We start from the raw sequence: 18484 nt of genomic DNA on the forward strand, positions 1-18484 counted from the left end.
ATGCCGTTCCGCGTCGCGCTGCTCGACGACTACCAGCAGATCGCGCTGTCGCTGACCGGATTCCCCGGCGACGTCGAGGCGGTCGCCTTCGCCGATCACGTCGCCGATCCGGCGCAGCTCGTCGCCCGGCTGCGCGGGTTCGACGCCGTGGTCTGCATGCGCGAGCGCACCCCGGTCACCGCCGAGGTCCTGGACGCGCTGCCCGACCTGCGGCTGGTGATCACCACCGGGCTGCGCAACGCCTCGATCGACGTCGCCGCCGCGAACGCCAGGGGCGTCACCGTCTGCGGTGCCCGCGGCCCCGCCGCGCGGGCGAGCACCACCGAGCACACCTGGGCGCTGCTGCTCGCGCTGGCCCGCAACCTGCCTGCGCAGGACGCCGCGATCCGCACCGGCGGCTGGCAGCTCGGCCTGGTCACGGTGCTCGCCGGATCCACCCTCGGCCTGCTCGGGCTGGGCACCCTGGGTGCGGCGATGGTGCCGGTGGCCCGCGCGCTCGGCATGCACGTGACGGCGTGGAGCCCGAACCTGACCGCGGCGCGGGCCGCCGAGATCGGCGTCGAGGCGCCGGACCGCACCACGTTCTTCCGCACCGCGGACGTGCTCAGCGTGCACCTGGTGCTGTCCGCGCGGTCGGCGGGCGCCGTCGGCGCGGCCGAGCTGGTCCTGATGAAGCCGACCGCGCTGCTGGTGAACACCTCGCGCGGCCCGATCGTCGACGAGCAGGCGCTGCTCGACGCGCTGCACCCCGGCCGGCTCGGTGGCGCCGCACTGGACGTCTACGACACCGAACCGCTGCCCGCCGACCATCCGCTGCGGACCGCCCCGCGCACGGTGCTCGCCCCGCACACCGGCTACGCCTCCCGGCAGTCCTACGCCGAGTACTTCGCGGACGTCACCGACGACGTCGCCGCGTTCCGGGCCGGCACCCCGGTCCGGGTCATCGACCCCCCGGAAGGAACCCCGTGATCGAGATCAACGGCCACCGGCCCGACGTGCACGCCGACGCCTGGATCGCCCCCGGCGCCGTGCTGGCCGGCGACGTGCGGATCGGCCCGGACGCCGGTGTCTGGTACACCTGCGTGCTCCGCGCCGACTTCGCGTCGATCACCGTCGGCGCCCGGTCGAACGTGCAGGACGGCACCGTCGTGCACGCCGACCCGGACTTCCCGGTGACCATCGGCGAGCGGGTGACGATCGGGCACCGGGCCGTCGTGCACGGCTGCACCATCGACGACGACGTGCTGGTCGGGATGGGTGCGGTGCTGATGAACGGGGTCCGGGTCGGCTCCGGCTCGCTGATCGCGGCCGGCGCCGTGCTCACCCAGGGCACCGTCGTCCCGCCCGGGTCGCTGGTCGCCGGGCTGCCCGGGAAGGTGCGCCGCGAGCTCACCGACGACGAGCGGAAGTCCATCCCGCTCTCCGCCGAGGCGTACGTGCACCTGCTCGGGCAGCACCGGGCCGCGACCGCGGACGGCTGATCCGGCGTCAGGCGTTCGCCACCAGGTGCTCCAGCCGGGCCGCGACGTGCGCGCGGGCCGCGTCGGCGCGGGCCGGCAGGTGCCCGGACCCGAACAGCGGCTCGCCCGGCTCGACGTCGCGCAGCAGCTGCCGGGCCAGGGTCTGCCGGTGCACCTCGGTCGGGCCGTCCGCGATCGCCATCACCTGGGCGTCGACCATCATCGCCGAGAACGGCATCTCGTTGGAGATGCCCAGCGCCCCGTGCAGCTGCATCGCCCGCTGCACCACGTCGTGGTAGACCCGCGGCATCACCACCTTGACCGCGGCGATGTCCTTGCGCACGGCCCGGTAGTCCTGGTGCCGGTCGATCAGCCAGGCCGTCCGCAGCAGCAACAGCCGGAACTGCTCCAGGTCGATCCAGCTCTCCGCGACCTTGTCCTGGGTGGACTGCATGTCGGCGAGCCGGCCGGTCCGGGTGCTGCGCGACACCGCCCGCTCCAGCATCAGGTCGAACGCGCGGCGCATCTGGGCGATGGTGCGCATCCCGTGGTGGATCCGGCCGCCGCCGAGCCGGGTCTGGGCGATCGCGAACGCCCGCCCCCGCTCCCCCAGCAGGTGGTCGCCGGGCACCCGCACGCCGTCGTAGCGCAGGTAGGCGTGACTGGAGTGCTCGGGTGACTCGGTGCCGACACCGGCGTCCCGGACGATCGTCAGGCCGGGCGTCTCCCGGGGCACGATGAACATCGACATCCGGTCGTGCGGCGCGGCGTCCGGATCGGTCACCGCCATCACGATCAGAAACGACGCGTGCCGGGCGTTCGACGAGAACCACTTCTCGCCGTCGATCACCCAGCCGTCGCCGTCCGGGACCGCGCGGGTGGTGAACAGCGTCGGATCGGCACCGGCCTGCGGCTCGGTCATCGAGTAGCAGGAGGAGATCTCGCCGTCGAGCAGCGGCTGCAGGTAGCGCTGCTTCTGCGCGTCGGTGCCGAAATGCGCCAGGATCTCGGCGTTGCCCGAGTCCGGGGCCTGGCAGCCGAACACCGTCGGCGCCCACCGGGACCGGCCGAGCAGCTCGTTGAGCAGCGCCAGCCGGACCTGGCCGTAGCCCTGCCCGCCCAGGTCGGGCCGCAGGTGCGCGGCCCACAGACCGCGGTCGCGGACCTGCTGCTGCAGCGGCCGGACCAGCCGGCGCGCGGTCGCGTCGGACTTGTCGTAGGGGTCGCCGAGCACCAGGTCGAGCGGCTCGATCTCGTCCCGGACGAACCCGTCCACCCAGTCCAGCTTCTCCTGGTACTCCGGCTCGGTCTCGAAGTCCCACATCAGAAGTTGCCCTTGGCGGCCCAGCCGCCGTCCACCGGCACGGTCTGCCCGGTCTGGAAACCGCCCTCCCGGAACAGGTAGGCGGCCATCGCGGCGATCTCCTCGGGGCGGCCGAGCCTGCGGATCAGGTGGGCGTTGGCGTTGGCCTCGCGCATCTCGTCGGTGATCTCGGCGAGGATCGGGGTGTCGATGGTGCCAGGCGCGATGGCGTTGACCAGGATCCCCTGCTCGGCGTACTCGAACGCGGCCTGCTGGGTCAGCCCGACCACCCCGGCCTTCGCCGCCGAGTAGGACGCCAGGTTCGGCAGCCCGCGCAACGCCGCCATCGACGAGATGTTGACGATCCGCCCGCCGCCACCGGCGACCATCTGCGGGATGACGGCCCGCATCCCGAGCCAGACCCCCTTCAGGTCGGTGTCGATCACCACCTGCCAGGCGTCCTCGGTGAGGTCGACGACGGTGTCCGGGCTGAGCAGGTTGACCACCCCGGCGACGTTGGCGAGCAGGTCGATCCGGCCGTACTCGGCGACCACGGCGGTGACCGCACGCTCCCAGTCGGCTGCCCTGCGGACGTCGAGCTCGACGGCCGCCGCCCGGCCGCCCTCCTTGTCGGCGAGTGCGACGGTCTCGGCGCAGTCCCGGATGTCGGCGCAGGTAACGACGGCGCCCTCGGCGGCGAGCCGCAGGGCAGTGGCCCGGCCGATGCCCTGGGCGGCGCCGGTGACGATCGCGACCCGGTCCTGCAGGGTGTCCTGCACGGTCATGGTGTTCCCTCCTGGAGTGGTGCCGCCCCGGCGGCGAGGACGTCCACCTGCAGCGCGAGCTGGGCGGTGAGCAGCGCGTCGAACCGGCGCATGTCCAGCCCGGTCAGGTGTTCGATCCGGCCGAGCCGGTAGCGGACGGTGTTCTCGTGCACGCCGAGCCGGGCGGCCGCCGCCCGGACCTGGGCGCCGGCGGCCAGGTAGCGGCGCAGGGTCTCGACCAGGTCGCCGCCGGTCTCGGCGTCGCTGCGGCGCAGCGGGCCGAGGCACTGCTCGGCGAACCGGGCGGCGGCCGCGGCCCGGCCGCCGTCCACCACCAGCCGCAGCGTCCGCAGCTCCGGCACCCCGACGACGTCGGCGGTCCCGCCGAGCGCGGCGGCCAGCCGGTCGACGTCGCCGGTCTCGGCGAGTGCCGCGGGCAGGCCGCTGATCTCGCGGACCGCGCCGGAGACGACCGCGCGCCGCACCCCGGTGGCGGCCGCGATCCGGTCCAGCCGTCCGCGCAGCGCGCGGTGCACGGCGCGGAGCCCGCCGGGGGCCGGATCCGCGGGCAGCTCCAGCAGCGCCAGCACGGCGTCCGGCCCGGGCAGCACCGCCGGGACCGCGCCGGGCAGGTCACCGACCGCATCACCGGTAGCACCGCCGACAGCACCGCCGGCCGCATCTCCGGCAGCACCGCCGACAGTACCTCCAACAGCACCTCCGACAGCACTTCCGACAGCGCCGCCGGCCGCACCGACGGCCGCACCGACGAGCGCATCCGCGACCGCGTCCCGGCAGCCCGACGCCGAGCGGCCGTCGCGCACCGGGAACCGCACCAGCAGGTGGGCGGCGGCCGGATCGAGCCCGGCCCGGACGGCGAGCCGGCGCAGGTCCGGCTCGTCCCGGGTGCCGTGCAGCAGATCGGTGAGGACGTCGTCGCGGTCCCGGGCGACCGCCCGTTCGGCGACGGTCTCGCCGAGCAGCTGGACCGACAGGATCGCCGCCGCCTGTTCCGCGGCCGGAATGTCGGCCGGGCGCAACGGACGCCCGAGCTCGGCGACGTCGAGGTAGCCGGCGACGCCGTCCTCCCCCGTCAGCACGGCGAGCAGGTGCCGGCGGGCCGGGCCGTGCACCGGGTCCGGCGGCAGGACGACCGAGGGCCGGGCCGGGCCGAGCCGCGCGACGGCGTGCCGCACCCCGGGCACGGCGAGCGCCGTCGCGGGCAGCGGTGGCGGTGCGTCCAGCCGGAAGGCGGTGGGTGCCGACCAGCAGCGCACCCGGCCCAGGTCGGGCGACCGCAGCGCCACCGGCAGGCCGAGCAGCTCGGCGGCGCGGATCACCAGGCGTTCCGGCCCGGCGCCGTCGAGCACCGCGGCGGACAGCCCGCCCAGCAGCCGGACCAGCGGATCGGGCGGGTCCGGGACGAGTACCGGCCCGGGCCGCGTACCGGGGTCCGGCTCGGCCGTGAGGGGTCTGGCCATCGCTCGCTGCCACCTCCGTCGGCGCCTTGACCCGCTGTGACGAGTCACACTACCCTCGCAGCCCTAACGATCGTTAGGCAACCCCTGATCCGAGGAAAGGCGAACCGCCATGGATGTCGGTGTCCTGCTTGTCTTCCAGAACTGGCACGAGGATCTGAGCGACGCGGAGATGTTCCGCCAGGAGGCCGAGCTCGGCGTGCTCGCCGAGGAGTACGGCTTCGACTCCGCCTGGGCGGCCGAGCACCACTTCGACGACTACTCGATGTGCCCGGACAACCTGCAGCTGATGACCTACCTGGCCGGCCGGACCAGCCGGATCAAGCTCGGCACCGGCGCGGTGATCCTGCCGTGGAACGACCCGCTCCGGGTCGTCGAGAAGGTCGCGATGCTCGACATCCTGTCCCGCGGACGGGTCGTGTTCGGGATGGGCCGCGGCCTGGCGAAGATGGAGTACGAGGGCTTCCGCCAGGACATGAACGAGTCCCGCGGCCGGTTCGACGAGGCCGCCCCGCTGATCATCGAGGGCCTGCGGAAGGGCTACGTCGAGCACCACGGCACCTACTACGACCAGCCCCGGGTGGACATCCGCCCGGCCCCGGAGGCCGGGAACGACTGGGACGGCAGGCTCTACGGCGTCGCGATGTCCCCGGACTCGGTGCCCGCGGTGGCGAAGATCGGCGCCCGGATGATGACCTTCATGCAGTACCCGGCCGAGCAGCACGTCCCGGCGATCGAGCGCTACCGCGAGGTGTACCGGGAGACCCACGGCACCGAACCGGGCCCGGTGCTCACCCAGGACTTCATCTACTGCCACGAGGACCCGGAGGTCGCCGAGCAGACCGCCCGCGAGTACCTGTCGCGGTACTTCCTCTCGGTCGTCAAGCACTACGACTTCGCCGGGAAGCACTGGCGCGAGACGAAGGGCTACGAGGCGTACCAGGCCGGTGCGGACATGATCCGCGAGGCCGGGATGGAGGCCGCCGCGGCCGGCTACGCGGACACCCAGATCTGGGGGACGCCGGAGCAGATCGTCGAGAAGTACCGGCACCGCCTGGAGCTGTTCGGCGACCACCAGCCGAACGTGGCGCCGTCGTTCGCGGGCCTGCCGTTCGACAAGGTCCGGGCCAGCCTGAAGCTGTTCGGCGAGAAGGTCGTGCCCGAACTGCACAAGATGGGTGTGACGGCGCCGGTGCCCGCCTGACCGGGCGCCCGGCCTCCACCGGAGGTGGGGACAGTGACAGTGTCTCGGGTCATGAACGTCGATCCGAGCGACGGGCATCGGCCCTCCCGCGGAGGCGCCCGCAAGGCCGAGCTCGTCGCGCTGGCGAGCCGCATGTTCCGCGAACACGGCTACCACGGCGTCGGCATGCGTGCCCTCGCCGACGCCGCCGGGATGCAGGCCGCGTCGCTCTACCACCACTTCCGGAGCAAGGAGGAGCTGCTCCTGCACACGATCTACGTCGTGGACCGCGACATGGTCGTCGAGCAGATGCCGCTCCTGGACGGTCCGGAGAGCCACGCCGAACGGCTGACCCGCCTGGTGCGCGCGCACATCACGCACATCGGCGCCAACCGGGACGCGTGGCTCGTCGCGGGACGGGAGCTGCGCGCACTGTCCCCGGACCGGCTGGAGGCCGTGCAGGGCTACCGGCGCGACTACCAGCGCAGGATCGCCCGGCATCTCGCCGAGGGGGTCGACGCGGGCGAGTTCGACTGCCCCGACCCCCGACTGGCCACCCTGGCGATCCTGGACCTGATCAACGGGCCCAACGAGTGGTTCGACCCGGGCGGGCGGCTGACGATCGAGCAGATCGCCGACCGCTACGCCGAGATGGTCGTCCGCCAGCTGGCCCCGCCCGCCCCCACCGCCGGGGGCGGGCCGACCACGAGGGACGGCGACACGTGAGCAGCGAGCAGAACAAGAAGATCGTCACCGAGTTCATGGAGGTGTTCTCGGCCGGCGACGTCGACGGGATCATGGACCGGATGACCGACGACGCGACCTGGTGGGTGGCCGGCACCATCCCCGGGATCTCCGGCACCAAGGACAAGGCCGGCTTCCGGGAGATGGTCTCCGGGATCGCCGCGTCGACCACGAGCGGCGCGATCCGGCTGACCCCGCTGGCCTTCACCGCCGAGGGCGACCGGGTCGCGGTGGAGACCGAGTCCTACACCGAGCTGAAGAACGGCCGCGTCTACAACAACCTGTACCACTTCCTGTTCACCGTGCGGGACGGCCGCATCTCGTCGGTGAAGGAGTACCTGGACACCGAGCACACCACCGCGGTGTTCGTGGCGCCCTGATCCCGCCGGGGCCCCGCGGCCGGTGCGGCTGCGGGGCCCCGGTCGGTCAGCCCCGCCGGGGGCGGGGGGCGCCGAAGGAGGCGAGCAGCCCGCCGTCGACCGCGACCGTCGAACCGGTCATGTAGGTCGCCCCGGCCACCATCCACACCACGTCCGCGATCTCCCCGGCCCGGCCGGGGCGGCCCAGCGGGATCCCGTCCACCACGGCGGCCCGCGAGCCCGCCGAGAGCCCGGCCGTCATCTCGGTGTCGACGAAGCCCGGCACCACCAGGTTGACCCGGACGCCGTCCGGTGCGAGCTCCATCGCCAGGGTCCGGGTGAGGCCGGCCAGGCCGGCCTTCGCCGAGCCGTACGCGGCGTCCCCCGGGTAGCCCCGCAACCCGACGACGGCCCCGATGTTGACGATCGACGAGCCCTCGCCGAGCAGCGGCCGGGCCGCCCTCGCGACCCGGAACGCGCCGGTCAGGTTGGTGGTCAGCACCTCGTCCCAGGCGTCGTCGCCGAGCCGTTCGAGCCGGCCGCCGCGGTGCACGCCGGCCGACTGGACCAGCACGTCGACCGAGCCGGCGGCCCGCTCGACGGCGTCCAGCGCGCGCCGCACCGAGTCCGCGTCGCCGATGTCGGCCGGCACCGGGAGCACCCGGTCCCGGACCGCGGGCGGCCAGCCGTCCCGGTCCACCGACCGGGCCAGCACGTGCACGGTGTCCCCCTCGGCGAGCGCCCGGTCGACGACGGCGCGGCCGATCCCGCGGGAGCCGCCGGTCACCACCCAGGTCCGCCCCACCCTCAGCTCCCCGACCGGGCCAGGAACCCCAGGAGCTCGGTCCGGTAGGTATCGCCGTCCTCCAGGAACGGCGCGTGCCCGACGCCGCCGAACTCGACCAGCCGTGCGTCCGGGAACAGCGTGCGGGAGGCGGCGACCGCGTCGAACGACACGAAGCCGTCCTCCCGGCCGGCCAGCAGCAGGACCGGGACGTCCAGCGTCGGCAGGATCTCCCGCTGGTCGATGTGCGCGAGATCGCGCAGGGTGTCGCCGCACCGCGGGCCGGACTCCAGGAAGGCCAGCCAGATCGACTGCACGACGGGCTCCCCGACCGGTTTCGCGCAGACCGCCTCGGCGACGGCGCGGAAGGTGCCGGGCCGGTCCGCGGCGAGCCCGGCGAGTACGCCCTCGACGTCGTCCGGGGTGCCGCCGTACGGCCAGCCGTCGGCGGAGGTGTAGCGCGGCGTCGCCCCGCCGGTCAGCACCAGGCCGCCCAGGTTCGACCCGAGCCGGCGGGCCGCCTCGACGACCACGGCGCCGCCGAGCGACCAGCCGTTCAGCACCGGCTCGCGCAGCCCGAGGTGCTCGACGAGCGCGACCACGTCACCGGCGATCGCGCCGATCGAGGCGTCCGCGAAGTCGGCGTCCGACCGGCCGCAGGCGCGGTGCTCGATCGTGGTGACCGAGTGCCCGGCGGCGAGCAGCGCGGACAGCGTCGTGTCCCAGCAGCGCGCGTTCGCGGCCCAGCCGTGCACCAGCACCACCGGCCGCCCGGTCCCGGCGTGGTGCTCGTAGAACACCCGCTTGCCGTCCTCCACCTCGAGGAACGCCATCGTCGATCACTCCTTCTCGTCGTGTGCGTCGAGCTGCGTGTGCGGCCGCCGCCGTCCGTCGTCCGGTGCGGGCCAGGGATCAGGCCCGCAGCCGTTCGCGGACCGCCGGGACGACCTTGTCGGCCAGGTAGGCGATCCGCTCGGAGCCGCTGTCCACCGGCTCGCCGGGGAGCATCGCCCAGAAGTGCACGTCCCGGATCTGCGGTGTCGCGGCGAGCAGCCCGCTGAAGTGGGTCACCGCCATCTCGGCGTCCATCAGCTGGTAGGCGCCCGCCTCGACGATCTGCGCCGGATCGGTGAACCGCGGCACCTCGTCCGGCGGGCCGAACGCGCCCCAGGAGATGTACTCGTTGAGCTGATAGAGCGCGTGCTGCCCGATCCGGGACCACACCCGCTCCGGGTCCTCGGCGACGATCGCCCACTGGCCGGCGTAGATCCGGGCGTCGGCGACCGGGCGGCCGAGCCGCTCCAGGGCGTCGAGGTAGCTGCGGTGGTGCGCGTTCTGGGTGGACAGGAAGCCGTCGCCGATCCGGGCGGCCCGCTCGATCGCGACGTCGGCCATCGCCCCGATCAGCAGCTGCGGCGGCGTCTCCGGGACCGGGGTGACCGGCAGCGGCGGCAACCGGTAGCGGCGGCCCTGGTAACCGGCCGCGGAGCCGGACCACGCCTGCCGGATCACCTCCACGCCCTCCTCGAGCAGGCTCGGCCGCTGGGTGACCTTCCGGCCGAACGCCTCGAACTCGCGGACCCAGTAGCCCTGCCCGACGCCGAGATCGAACCGGCCGCCGGACAGCAGCGACAGCGTCGCCGAGTCCTCGGCGAGCCGCACCGGGTCGTGCAGCGGGGAGACGATCAGGTTGGTCCCGATCCGCATCCGCGACGTGCGCTGCGCGATCGCCGACGCGAGCACGAACGGCGACGGGCTGTAGCCGTCGTCGCAGAAGTGGTGCTCGGTCAGCCACACCGAGTCCAGGCCCTTCTGCTCGGCCCAGGAGATCTGGTCGAGCACCTCGGCGTAGAACGAGCCGAAGGGCCGGTCCGGGACCGGATTGCGGAAGTCGTACCAGAGCCCGAAGGCCGGACCGGTACCGGCGGAGGTCTCGCGCACGCTGGTCATGGCGGCACCCTGGTCGCCGAGGTGGGCGCTGTCACCCCCCGGCCGGCCGCCGCGTTGTCGACTCCGCCAAACCGGACGGCCGCGCCCCCGCGACAGCCGGGCGGACCGGCCGTAACGTCACCCGGTGTCCCTCGCCGATACCGTCGATCTCACCGCACTGGCCCGCTGGGGCGACCGTACCGGGCTGACCGGTCCGATCTCCGACGTCCGGCCGGTCGGCGGCGGCACCCAGAACGTCGTGCTCCGGCTGACCTGGGGCGACCGGGACCTGGTGCTGCGCCGCCCGCCCGAGCATCCGCGGCCCGGCAGCAACGCCACCATGGCCCGTGAGATCCGGGTGCTGTCCGCGCTGGCCGGCACCGGCGTGCCGCACCCGGGTTTCGTTGCCGGCTGCACCGACACCGACGTCCTCGGCGTCGTGTTCTACCTGATGGACGCCGTCGACGGCGACAATCCCGGCGCGTCCGTCGGCTCGCTCTACCGCACCGGCCCGAGCGCCCGCCGGGCCGCCGCACTGGACACCGCGACCGCGCTGGCCCGGCTCGCCGCGGTCGACCACGAGGCGATCGGGCTCGGCGACCTCGGCCGGCCGGCCGGGTTCCTGGAACGGCAGGTGCAGCGCTGGCTGGACCATCTCGCGTCCTACGACTGGGTCCCCGGCTACCCCGGGCACCGGCTCCCGCACATCGACGAGCTCGCCGCCTGGCTGCGGGCGCACCGCCCCGAGCAGTCCCGGCCCGGCCTGGTGCACGGCGACTACCACCTCAACAACGTGCTGCTCGATCCGGTCGAGCCGCGGGTCGCCGCGATCGTCGACTGGGAGATGTGCACGGTCGGCGATCCGCTGCTCGACCTCGGCTGGCTGCTCGTCACCTGGCCGGACCGCCCCGGCCCGCTCGCCGGCGCCGCGCTCGCCGAGCTCGGCGGCCTCCCGGAGCCCGCCGAGCTGGTCGAGACCTACGCCCGCGGCTCCGACCGGGACCTGTCCGCGATCGACTGGTACACCGTGCTCGCCGGGTTCAAACTGGCCATCGTCATCGAGGGGACGCACGCCCGCGCGCACGCCGGGCAGGCCGATCCGGCGACCGGGGACCATCTGCACCGGGCCGCGGTCGACCGGCTGGAACACGTGGCACAGCTGGCCGGACTCTGACCACCCGCCCGGCCCCGCCCCGGCCCCGCCCTTCGCTGTTCGCACGGGATCGCCGCGTTCGCACGGGATCGGATCCCGTGCGAACGCGGCGAACCCGTGCGGATCCGGCCGGCGGCTCAGCCGATCCGCTCACCCAGGACCTCGACACCGGGTCCGGCCAGGCGATCCAGCACGGCGGGCCGGCCGCAGGCCGCGACGAGCAGGTCGATGCCGCGGCCACGGATCTCGGCGCCCTCGCCGTGCGCGAACCCCGCGTCGTCGGCGACGAAGCGCAGGCCCGCCAGCCTGCGCCGGGTGGTGAACCCGGTCGGCGCCCGCCCGACGACGTGGTCGAGCCCGAGCCGCACGTCCGCCGGATCCGGGTCGTACAGGATCCCGAGCGGCACCGCGATGTCGGCGGTGTGCACGAGCGAGTCGGTCATCGGGCCGTGCGGGCCGGTGCCGGGCGGGGAGAACCGGCTGTCGGCCCGGTCCCGCAGGGTCGCGACGATCTTCGGCACCGGGCGCTCCGCCACCCGCCGGGCCGCCTGGTCGATGGCCCGGTCGACGTCGCCGCGGGCCCGGACCATCGCGAGCAGCAGCACGGGCAGCGACATCGTCAGCACCGAGGCGACGTGCCCGGCGACCGTCCGCACGTCCCAGCCCGCGCAGAGGCTCGGGGCCGCGAGCTGGTCCGCGTCGAGCGACTCGACCAGATCGGCGAGGGCGCGCCGGTTCCGGGCCGACACCGCGACGACCGCGTCCTGCGACATGGAGCTCCCCCTCGATCCGCGGGGCGGGAGCCTAGCGCGCGGCCCGGACCGGCCGTCACCAGCACCGCCGACCCGACCAACCGCGGTCGCGGTTGCGGCGCACCCACCCGGCCCGCAGCGCCAACTCACCCACCCAACCGCCCGTGGAACGCGCGGATGTGCGCCTCGATCAGGTCCGCCGCGACCACCCCGTCCGCACCGGACAGTGCGGCGTGGATCTCCCGGTGCTCGGCACGCAGCCGGTCCCGCAGCGCCGGCCAGTCCCCCTGCTCCCGCATCGCACCGAGCAGGAACCCGCGCACCGACTCCCGGATCGCCACCGTCAGCTCGTTGACCAGCCGGTTCCCGGCGGCGCCCGCGATGGCGACGTGGAAGGCGATGTCGGCGTCGCTGAACTCCTCGGGCCCGAGATCGGCGTCCATCTCGTCCAGCGCGGCGGCCATCGTCAGCAGGTCGGCGGCGGCGCGGCGGCGGGCGGCCAGCTCGGCGGAGAACCGCTCCAGCATCACCCGGGCCTCGGTCACGTCGTCCACCGGGAAGGAGTCGACGGCCAGGTGCAGCGCCAGCACCCGCCCGAGTGCGCGCGCCGGGGCCGGGACGACCACCGTGCCCGAGTCCGCGCCCGTCCCCACCTGGGAGCGGATCACGCCCTGGGCCTGCAGCACCCGCAGCGCCTCGCGCACCGCCTGCCGGCTCGCACCGAGCTGCGCCGCCAGCTCGCGCTCCGGCGGGAGCCGGTCGCCGGGGCGCCACTCCCCCGTCGTCAGGCGGCCCACGACGTGCTCCAGCACCATCTCGTAGGTGGCCGGGCGCGCCCTGCGGGTGTCGGTCACGTCGTCCCCCACAACTTGTGTGTGGTCCGACCATATCGCTACCTTGGTCCGACCACATATACCGACATCCTCCGCCCACCACTTCCACGGAGGCTCCATGCCACGCGTCGGCCTGATGGTCACGTGCCTGAACGACACCCTGTTCCCGGACACCGGCAAGGCCGTCGTCACCCTGCTGCGCAGGCTGGGGGTCGACGTCGGTTTCCCCGCCGCGCAGACCTGCTGCGGCCAGCCGATGGTGAACACCGGCTACTTCGACGAGGCCGTCCCGCTGGTGCGCAACCACCTCGACGCGTTCGCCGGGTACGACGCGGTGATCGCGCCGTCCGGCTCCTGCGTCGGTTCGGTCCGCCACCAGCACGGGCTGGTCGCCGAGCGTTCCGGCGATCCGGGGCTGGTCCGCGCCGTCGGGGACGCCCCGCCGGTCTACGAGCTGTCCGAGTACCTCATCGACGTGCTCGGCACGGTCGACGTCGGCGCGTACTTCCCGCATCGGGTCACCTACCACCCGACGTGTCATTCGTTGCGGATGCTCGGCGTCGGTGACCGGCCGACCCGGCTGCTCGGCGCCGTCCGCGGCCTCACCCTGCTCGATCTGCCCGGCGCGGCCGAGTGCTGCGGCTTCGGCGGGACGTTCGCGGTGAAGAACGCCGAGACGTCGATCGCGATGGGCAACGACAAGGCCCGGCACGTCCGGGAGACCGGCGCCGAGGTGCTGGTGGCCGGGGACAACTCCTGCCTGATGCACGTCGGCGGGCTGCTGTCCCGGCAGCGCTCCGGGCTCCGGGTGATGCACCTCGCCGAGGTGCTCGCGCAGACCGAGCCGGTGATCTCCGACGCCGGCCGGGCGGCGGACCGGCGCTCGGTCGGCAGCGCGGGGGTGACGGCGTGAGCGGCACCTTCCTCGGCACCCCGGCGTTCCCGGCGGCGGCCCGCACCGCACTGGGCGACTCGCAGCTGCGCCGCAACCTCGCGCACGCCACCGGCACGATCCGCACCAAGCGGGCCGGTGTGGTCGGCGAGGTCGACGAGTGGGAGCAGCTGCGGCTGGCCGGCGCGGCGATCAAGGAGCGGGTGCTGCGGCACCTGCCCGGCTACCTGGAGCAGCTGGAGCGGTCGCTGACCGCGGCCGGCGCCACCGTGCACTGGGCGCGCGACGCGGCGGAGGCGAACGCGATCGTCGTCGGGATCGCGCAGCGGCACGGCACCGACGAGGTCGTCAAGGTCAAGTCGATGGCGACCCAGGAGATCGAGCTCAACGAGGCGCTGGAGGCCGCGGGCATCCACGCCTGGGAGACCGATCTCGCCGAGCTGATCGTGCAGCTCGGCGACGACCTGCCCAGCCACATCCTGGTGCCCGCGATCCACCGCAACCGGGCGGAGATCCGGGAGATCTTCCTGCGCGAGATGGGCCGGGCCGGGCGGGCCGCGCCGGACGACCTGACCGACGAGCCGAAGCAGCTCGCCGCGGCGGCCCGGGCGCACCTGCGGGAGAAGTTCCTGCGGGCGAAGGTCGCGGTGTCCGGGGCGAACTTCGCGGTCGCCGAGACGGGGACGCTGACCGTCGTCGAGTCCGAGGGCAACGGCCGGATGTGCCTGACGCTGCCCGAGGTGCTGGTGTCGGTGGTCGGCATCGAGAAGGTGCTGCCGACGTTCGCCGATCTGGACGTGATGCTGCAGCTGCTGCCGCGCAGCTCCACCGGCGAGCGGATGAACCCCTACACCTCGACGTGGACCGGTGTCACCCCGGGCGACGGGCCACAGGAGGTGCACGTGGTGCTGCTGGACAACGGCCGCACCGACGTCCTCGCCGACCCGACCGGGCGGCAGGCGCTGCGCTGCATCCGCTGCTCGGCCTGCCTGAACGTCTGCCCGGTCTACGAGCGCACCGGTGGGCACGCCTACGGCTCGGTGTACCCGGGCCCGATCGGCGCGATCCTGACGCCGCAGCTGCGCGGCGTCGGCTCGGACCCGCAGACCGACTCGCTGCCCTACGCGTCCAGCCTGTGCGGGGCCTGCTTCGAGGTGTGCCCGGTGCGGATCGACATCCCGGAGGTGCTGGTGCACCTGCGCGGCGAGGTCGTCGCCGAGCACCGGCGGACGTCCCGGCTGCCGTCGGTGCAGGACGTCGCGATGAAGGCGGCGTCCTGGACGCTGTCGTCGGCGGCTCGCACCGAGCGGGTGGAGAAGGCCGCCGGGCTCGGTGGGCGACTCGCCGCGCGGATGGCCCGGCGCGATCCGGGTGGGCGGACGGTGCTGGGCGCGGTGCCCGGCCCGGCGGGTGCCTGGTCGGACTCGCGGGACGTGCCGGTGCCGGCCGGGGAGTCGTTCCGGACCTGGTGGGAGCGGACGGACGGCGGTCGTAGCCGGACCACCGACACCGACGGCGGTCGTAGCCGGACCACCGACACCGACGGCGGTCGTAGCCGGACCACCGACACACCCACCGCCACACCCACCGACGGCGACGCCGAGGGAGGCCGGTCGTGAGCGCGCGCGAGGCGATCCTGGGCAGGGCCCGCCGGGCCCTGTCCGACGTGCCCGACGTCGAGCCGGTGCTCGACGTCCCGGTGGTCCGGCCGACTCCGGCCCGGGACCTGACCCACGGGCAGGTGGTGGACCTGTTCGACGAGCGGGTCGCGGACTATCGCGCCGTCGTCGAACGGGCGTCGGCGGGATCGGCCGCCGGAACGGTCGCCGGTGCACTGGCCGGCCGGGAACCGCTCGCCGGGAGCGGGCCGCTGCGGATCCTGGTGCCGGACGGATTCCCGCCGGAGCTGGTGCCGGACGGGGTCGAGGTGGTCGTCGACGGCCCGGACGTCCCGGTGTCCGAGCTGGACCGCTGTGACGGCGTGCTGTCGACGGCTGCGGTCGGCATCGCCGAGACCGGCACGATCATCCTGGACCACGGCCCGGGCCAGGGACGGCGGGCCGCGACCCTGGTCCCGGACCTGCACGTCTGCGTGATCCGGGCCGACCAGGTCGTCGCCGGGGTGCCGGAGGCGGTCGCCGGGCTGGACCCGGTCCGGCCGCACACCTGGATCAGCGGGCCGAGCGCGACCAGCGACATCGAGCTGGACCGGGTCGAGGGCGTGCACGGGCCGCGCACCCTGCACGTCGTGATCGTCGGCTGACCCGTCCCGGCCGAGCGTTGCGAGATGGCGGTGGCGAGCGCCGTCTCGCAACGCTCGGCGCCGGCGAGCCGAGGACGACAGCCGCAGAGCTATCGCCGATCGGCGGAATTCGTCTTGGACCTCTCACCCGGCCCGCCCTAGCGTCCCTTCCGTCACCGAGACGGTCATGCGCGGCGAATCCGGCACTCCCGCTGCCGCCGGGAATCAGGGGTGCACTGGTGGGTACGACGTCGTACGGGCCGGGACCGGCCACCGCAGCCGGCGAGTTCCGACGGAGCTGGCCGGCGCTGATCGGAGCGACGATCGGCATCGGGTTCGGGATCGGTGGGTTCACCTTTTACACCAACGGCCTGTTCATCCCGAGCCTGGAGACCGAGTTCGGCTGGTCCCGGACGGCGCTGTCGTCTGTGCCGCTGTTCGGCTACCTGGTGCACATCGTGGTGCTGCCGTTCGTCGGGTCGCTGGTCGACCGGTTCGGCGCCCGGCTGCCCGGTGTGCTCGGGCTGGCCGCCGGGTACTTCGCGCTCGCCGAGATCGGGCCGACCTTCACCGGCTTCCTGCTGCTTTGGACGCTGATCTACCTGATGTCGGCGACGTCGACACCGGTCAGCTTCACCCGCACCGTCATCGAACGGTTCGACCGGGCGCGCGGGCCTGGCGCTGGGCATCGCGCTGGGCGCGAACGGGTTCCTCGCCTTCCTGGTACCGCTGACCCTCGGCACGCTGATCGCCGACGACTGGCGGTGGGGCTACCGGGTGCTCGCGATCGCGGTGCTGGTCGCGACCGTCGTCGTGCTGCTCCTGGTGCCCGGCCGGGACGCCACGGCCCGGGCCGGCGCCACCCCCGCGACCGGCGACCGGCTGCCGATCGGGTCGCTGGTGCGCAGCAGGCTGTTCTGGCAGGTGGCGACGTCGTTCCTGGTCGTGTCGCTGGCGGTCGGCGGGATGGCCGTGCACCTGGTGCCGCTGCTGCGCGACAACGGCGTCGACGCCGGCAGCGCCGCCTCGGTCGCCTCGCTGGTCGGCATCGCCGTCATCGTCGGCCGGCTCGGCGCCGGGTACCTGGTGGACCGCATCTTCGCGCCCCGGGTGGCCGCGGGCGTCGTCGTCGTGGCCGCGGCCGGGTTCCTCGCGCTCGCGGTCGGCGGACCGGCGTTCGCCCCGCTCACCGCGATCGGGGTCGGGCTGGCGCTCGGCGCCGAGATCGACTTCATGAGCTACCTGACCACCCGGTACCTCGGCATGCGGCTCTACGGCCGGATGATCGGTGTGTTCTACGGGTTCTTCCTGCTGGGCATCGGGTCCAGCCCGCTGCTGATCTCCACCCTGCGGGACCTGACCGGCACCTACACGCTGTCCCTGTTCACCTCGGTCGCGCTGCTCGTCGCCGCCGCCGCGATCTTCCTGACGATGCCCCGGTTCCCGGTGCCCGCCGGTGCCGGCCCGGCCGACGACGACACCCGCGACCCGGCGGGCGGCGCGACCGGCCGGCAGGCCGCGTGAGGACGGGCCGGACGGCTTGCGCCCCGGCCCGGCAGGTGCTGGCATGACGGCCGGACAGCCGGGAGGTGGGCGTGCGCGAGGAGTCCGCGGTGCCGGATCCGTCCGGGCGGGTGACGATCGACCCGCGGATCTCGCTGCAGAAGCTGGAGATCCTCTGCCTGGTGGTGGAGCTGGGCGGGGTGCACGCCGCGGCGGACCGGCTGCTCGTCAGCCAGCCCGTCGTGAGCGCGCACCTCAAGCTGCTGCAGCAGCGGGTCGGCCTGGAGCTGCTCACCCGGCGCGGCCACCGGCTGGTGCTGACCGAGGCCGGCCGGCACGTGCACGCCTGGGCGCAGGAGGTGCTCAGCCTTCGCTCCGCGCTGGAGCGCGACCTGGGTGACCTGGCGGCCGGCCGCGGCGGCACCGTCACGGTGGCCGCCAGCATGACGGTCGGCAGCTTCCACCTGCCGCCGGTGCTGACCGCCTTCGGCCGGTCCCGGCCGGCCGCCCGGGTCACCCTGCTCGTGTCCGATCCGGAGTCGGCGCTGCGGCGCACCGAGACCGGCGAGTGCGACTTCGCGGTGCTCGTCACCGAGCAGCCGGTCGATCCGGCGCTGTTCGAGGGCGAGCAGGTCGGCGAGGACGAGTTCGTGCTGGTCGCGGCGCCGGACAGCGACCTGCCCGACGAGCTGCCGGTCGCCGCGCTCGGCGGGATCCCGGCGGTCTGCCCGCCGCCGAACGTCGCCGTCCGCCGGCTGCAGGACGCCGAGCTGCGGCTGGCCGGGCTGGCCGGGCGGCCGATCGGGATGGAGCTGGGTAGCGCCGAGGCGATCAAGCACGCCGTGGCCGGCGGGCTGGGTGTCGCGCTGCTGTCCCGCGCCGTCGTCGCGGGAGATCTCGCGGCCGGCGTGCTGCGCGAGATCCGGCTGCGCGGGGTGCGGCTGCGCCATCCGGTCACCCTGGTCCGCCGGCGGGACCGGCGGCTCACCCCGGTCCAGCGGCAGCTGACCGAGGAGATAGCCAGGACGCTATCGCCGGGTCAGGACAATCGTCTTTGAACTGTCGCCGACGCGCTCCTACCGTCCGGAGCATGAGCGATCACGCA

At 74.2% G+C, this 18484-nt stretch carries 19 protein-coding genes; 11 read left to right on the plus strand and 8 right to left on the minus strand.

Annotated features, from left to right (window positions below):
* Both ACVJO7_RS04905 and ACVJO7_RS04910 read left to right on the plus strand, forming a co-directional pair.
* The gene (locus ACVJO7_RS04905; RefSeq protein ID WP_491671900.1) at positions 1-969 is read left to right on the plus strand and encodes a D-2-hydroxyacid dehydrogenase family protein; all 969 of its coding nucleotides are present in this window, start codon (positions 1-3) and stop codon (positions 967-969) included.
* Complete coding sequence (locus tag ACVJO7_RS04910; protein ID WP_358483936.1) at positions 966-1481, plus strand: gamma carbonic anhydrase family protein; 516 nt, start codon at positions 966-968, stop codon at positions 1479-1481. The genes ACVJO7_RS04905 and ACVJO7_RS04910 overlap by 4 nt, the downstream gene beginning before the upstream one ends.
* A gap of 7 nt (positions 1482-1488) precedes the next feature.
* Here the strand turns inward: ACVJO7_RS04910 and ACVJO7_RS04915 are convergent, their stop codons facing one another.
* From ACVJO7_RS04915 to ACVJO7_RS04925, 3 genes are read right to left on the minus strand one after another with little or no spacing between them, the layout of a single operon-like run.
* A complete protein-coding gene (locus tag ACVJO7_RS04915; RefSeq protein WP_491671901.1) occupies positions 1489-2784 on the minus strand; it encodes an acyl-CoA dehydrogenase family protein in 1296 nt (431 codons plus the stop codon).
* Positions 2784-3548, minus strand: coding sequence for an SDR family NAD(P)-dependent oxidoreductase (locus ACVJO7_RS04920; protein ID WP_491671902.1), 765 nt, complete (start codon positions 3546-3548; stop codon positions 2784-2786). Before ACVJO7_RS04920 ends, ACVJO7_RS04915 begins: the two co-directional genes overlap by 1 nt.
* Complete coding sequence (locus tag ACVJO7_RS04925; RefSeq protein ID WP_491671903.1) at positions 3545-5008, minus strand: PucR family transcriptional regulator; 1464 nt, start codon at positions 5006-5008, stop codon at positions 3545-3547. Before ACVJO7_RS04925 ends, ACVJO7_RS04920 begins: the two co-directional genes overlap by 4 nt.
* 109 nt (positions 5009-5117) lie before the next feature.
* Between ACVJO7_RS04925 and ACVJO7_RS04930 the strand changes: the two genes are divergently transcribed.
* Genes ACVJO7_RS04930 through ACVJO7_RS04940 form a run of 3 tightly spaced genes read left to right on the plus strand, consistent with a single transcriptional unit; the run spans position 5118 to position 7312 of the window.
* Positions 5118-6209, plus strand: coding sequence for an LLM class flavin-dependent oxidoreductase (locus ACVJO7_RS04930; RefSeq protein ID WP_344025363.1), 1092 nt, complete (start codon positions 5118-5120; stop codon positions 6207-6209).
* 51 nt (positions 6210-6260) lie between these two features.
* Complete coding sequence (locus ACVJO7_RS04935) at positions 6261-6914, plus strand: TetR/AcrR family transcriptional regulator (RefSeq protein WP_491671904.1); 654 nt, start codon at positions 6261-6263, stop codon at positions 6912-6914.
* Positions 6911-7312 carry a nuclear transport factor 2 family protein gene (locus tag ACVJO7_RS04940; protein ID WP_491671905.1) on the plus strand — a complete coding sequence of 134 codons (402 nt, stop codon included), beginning with the start codon at positions 6911-6913 and terminating at the stop codon, positions 7310-7312. The genes ACVJO7_RS04935 and ACVJO7_RS04940 overlap by 4 nt, the downstream gene beginning before the upstream one ends.
* A 46-nt stretch (positions 7313-7358) precedes the next feature.
* Here ACVJO7_RS04940 and ACVJO7_RS04945 read toward each other — a convergent pair whose 3' ends face one another.
* The 3 genes from ACVJO7_RS04945 to ACVJO7_RS04955 all read right to left on the minus strand — a co-directional run bounded on the left by ACVJO7_RS04945 (position 7359) and on the right by ACVJO7_RS04955 (position 10025).
* On the minus strand, positions 7359-8096 hold the full coding sequence (locus tag ACVJO7_RS04945; RefSeq protein WP_491671906.1) for an SDR family NAD(P)-dependent oxidoreductase: 738 nt from the start codon (positions 8094-8096) through the stop codon (positions 7359-7361).
* A gap of 2 nt (positions 8097-8098) precedes the next feature.
* On the minus strand, positions 8099-8908 hold the full coding sequence (locus ACVJO7_RS04950) for an alpha/beta fold hydrolase (RefSeq protein ID WP_491671907.1): 810 nt from the start codon (positions 8906-8908) through the stop codon (positions 8099-8101).
* Between the two features lie 79 nt (positions 8909-8987).
* Positions 8988-10025 (minus strand): LLM class flavin-dependent oxidoreductase, encoded by a 1038-nt coding sequence (locus tag ACVJO7_RS04955; protein WP_491671908.1) that lies wholly within the window; start codon positions 10023-10025, stop codon positions 8988-8990.
* A 124-nt stretch (positions 10026-10149) separates the two neighbouring features.
* On the opposite strand from ACVJO7_RS04955, the gene ACVJO7_RS04960 reads away from it, so the two are divergent.
* On the plus strand, positions 10150-11178 hold the full coding sequence (locus tag ACVJO7_RS04960; RefSeq protein ID WP_491671909.1) for a phosphotransferase family protein: 1029 nt from the start codon (positions 10150-10152) through the stop codon (positions 11176-11178).
* Between the two features lie 116 nt (positions 11179-11294).
* Here the strand turns inward: ACVJO7_RS04960 and ACVJO7_RS04965 are convergent, their stop codons facing one another.
* Positions 11295-11930: a maleylpyruvate isomerase family mycothiol-dependent enzyme gene (locus tag ACVJO7_RS04965; protein WP_491671910.1), complete on the minus strand. Its 636-nt coding sequence runs from the start codon at positions 11928-11930 to the stop codon at positions 11295-11297.
* A 125-nt stretch (positions 11931-12055) separates the two neighbouring features.
* Positions 12056-12763: a FadR/GntR family transcriptional regulator gene (locus ACVJO7_RS04970; protein WP_491671911.1), complete on the minus strand. Its 708-nt coding sequence runs from the start codon at positions 12761-12763 to the stop codon at positions 12056-12058.
* Between the two features lie 97 nt (positions 12764-12860).
* Here ACVJO7_RS04970 and ACVJO7_RS04975 point away from each other — a divergent pair, with 97 nt between their 5' ends.
* The 5 genes from ACVJO7_RS04975 to ACVJO7_RS04995 all read left to right on the plus strand — a co-directional run bounded on the left by ACVJO7_RS04975 (position 12861) and on the right by ACVJO7_RS04995 (position 18437).
* Positions 12861-13655, plus strand: a complete 795-nt coding sequence (locus ACVJO7_RS04975; RefSeq protein WP_491671912.1) for a (Fe-S)-binding protein — start codon at positions 12861-12863, stop codon at positions 13653-13655.
* On the plus strand, positions 13652-15253 hold the full coding sequence (locus tag ACVJO7_RS04980; protein WP_491671913.1) for a lactate utilization protein B: 1602 nt from the start codon (positions 13652-13654) through the stop codon (positions 15251-15253). The genes ACVJO7_RS04975 and ACVJO7_RS04980 overlap by 4 nt, the downstream gene beginning before the upstream one ends.
* Positions 15250-15897 (plus strand): LutC/YkgG family protein, encoded by a 648-nt coding sequence (locus tag ACVJO7_RS04985; RefSeq protein ID WP_491671914.1) that lies wholly within the window; start codon positions 15250-15252, stop codon positions 15895-15897. Before ACVJO7_RS04980 ends, ACVJO7_RS04985 begins: the two co-directional genes overlap by 4 nt.
* A 654-nt stretch (positions 15898-16551) precedes the next feature.
* Positions 16552-17400: an MFS transporter gene (locus ACVJO7_RS04990; protein ID WP_491671940.1), complete on the plus strand. Its 849-nt coding sequence runs from the start codon at positions 16552-16554 to the stop codon at positions 17398-17400.
* A 71-nt stretch (positions 17401-17471) separates the two neighbouring features.
* The gene (locus ACVJO7_RS04995) at positions 17472-18437 is read left to right on the plus strand and encodes a LysR family transcriptional regulator (protein ID WP_491671915.1); all 966 of its coding nucleotides are present in this window, start codon (positions 17472-17474) and stop codon (positions 18435-18437) included.
* Positions 18438-18484: the final 47 nt, after the last annotated feature.

It is taken from the genome of Pseudonocardia sp. DxW, from assembly GCF_058448985.1.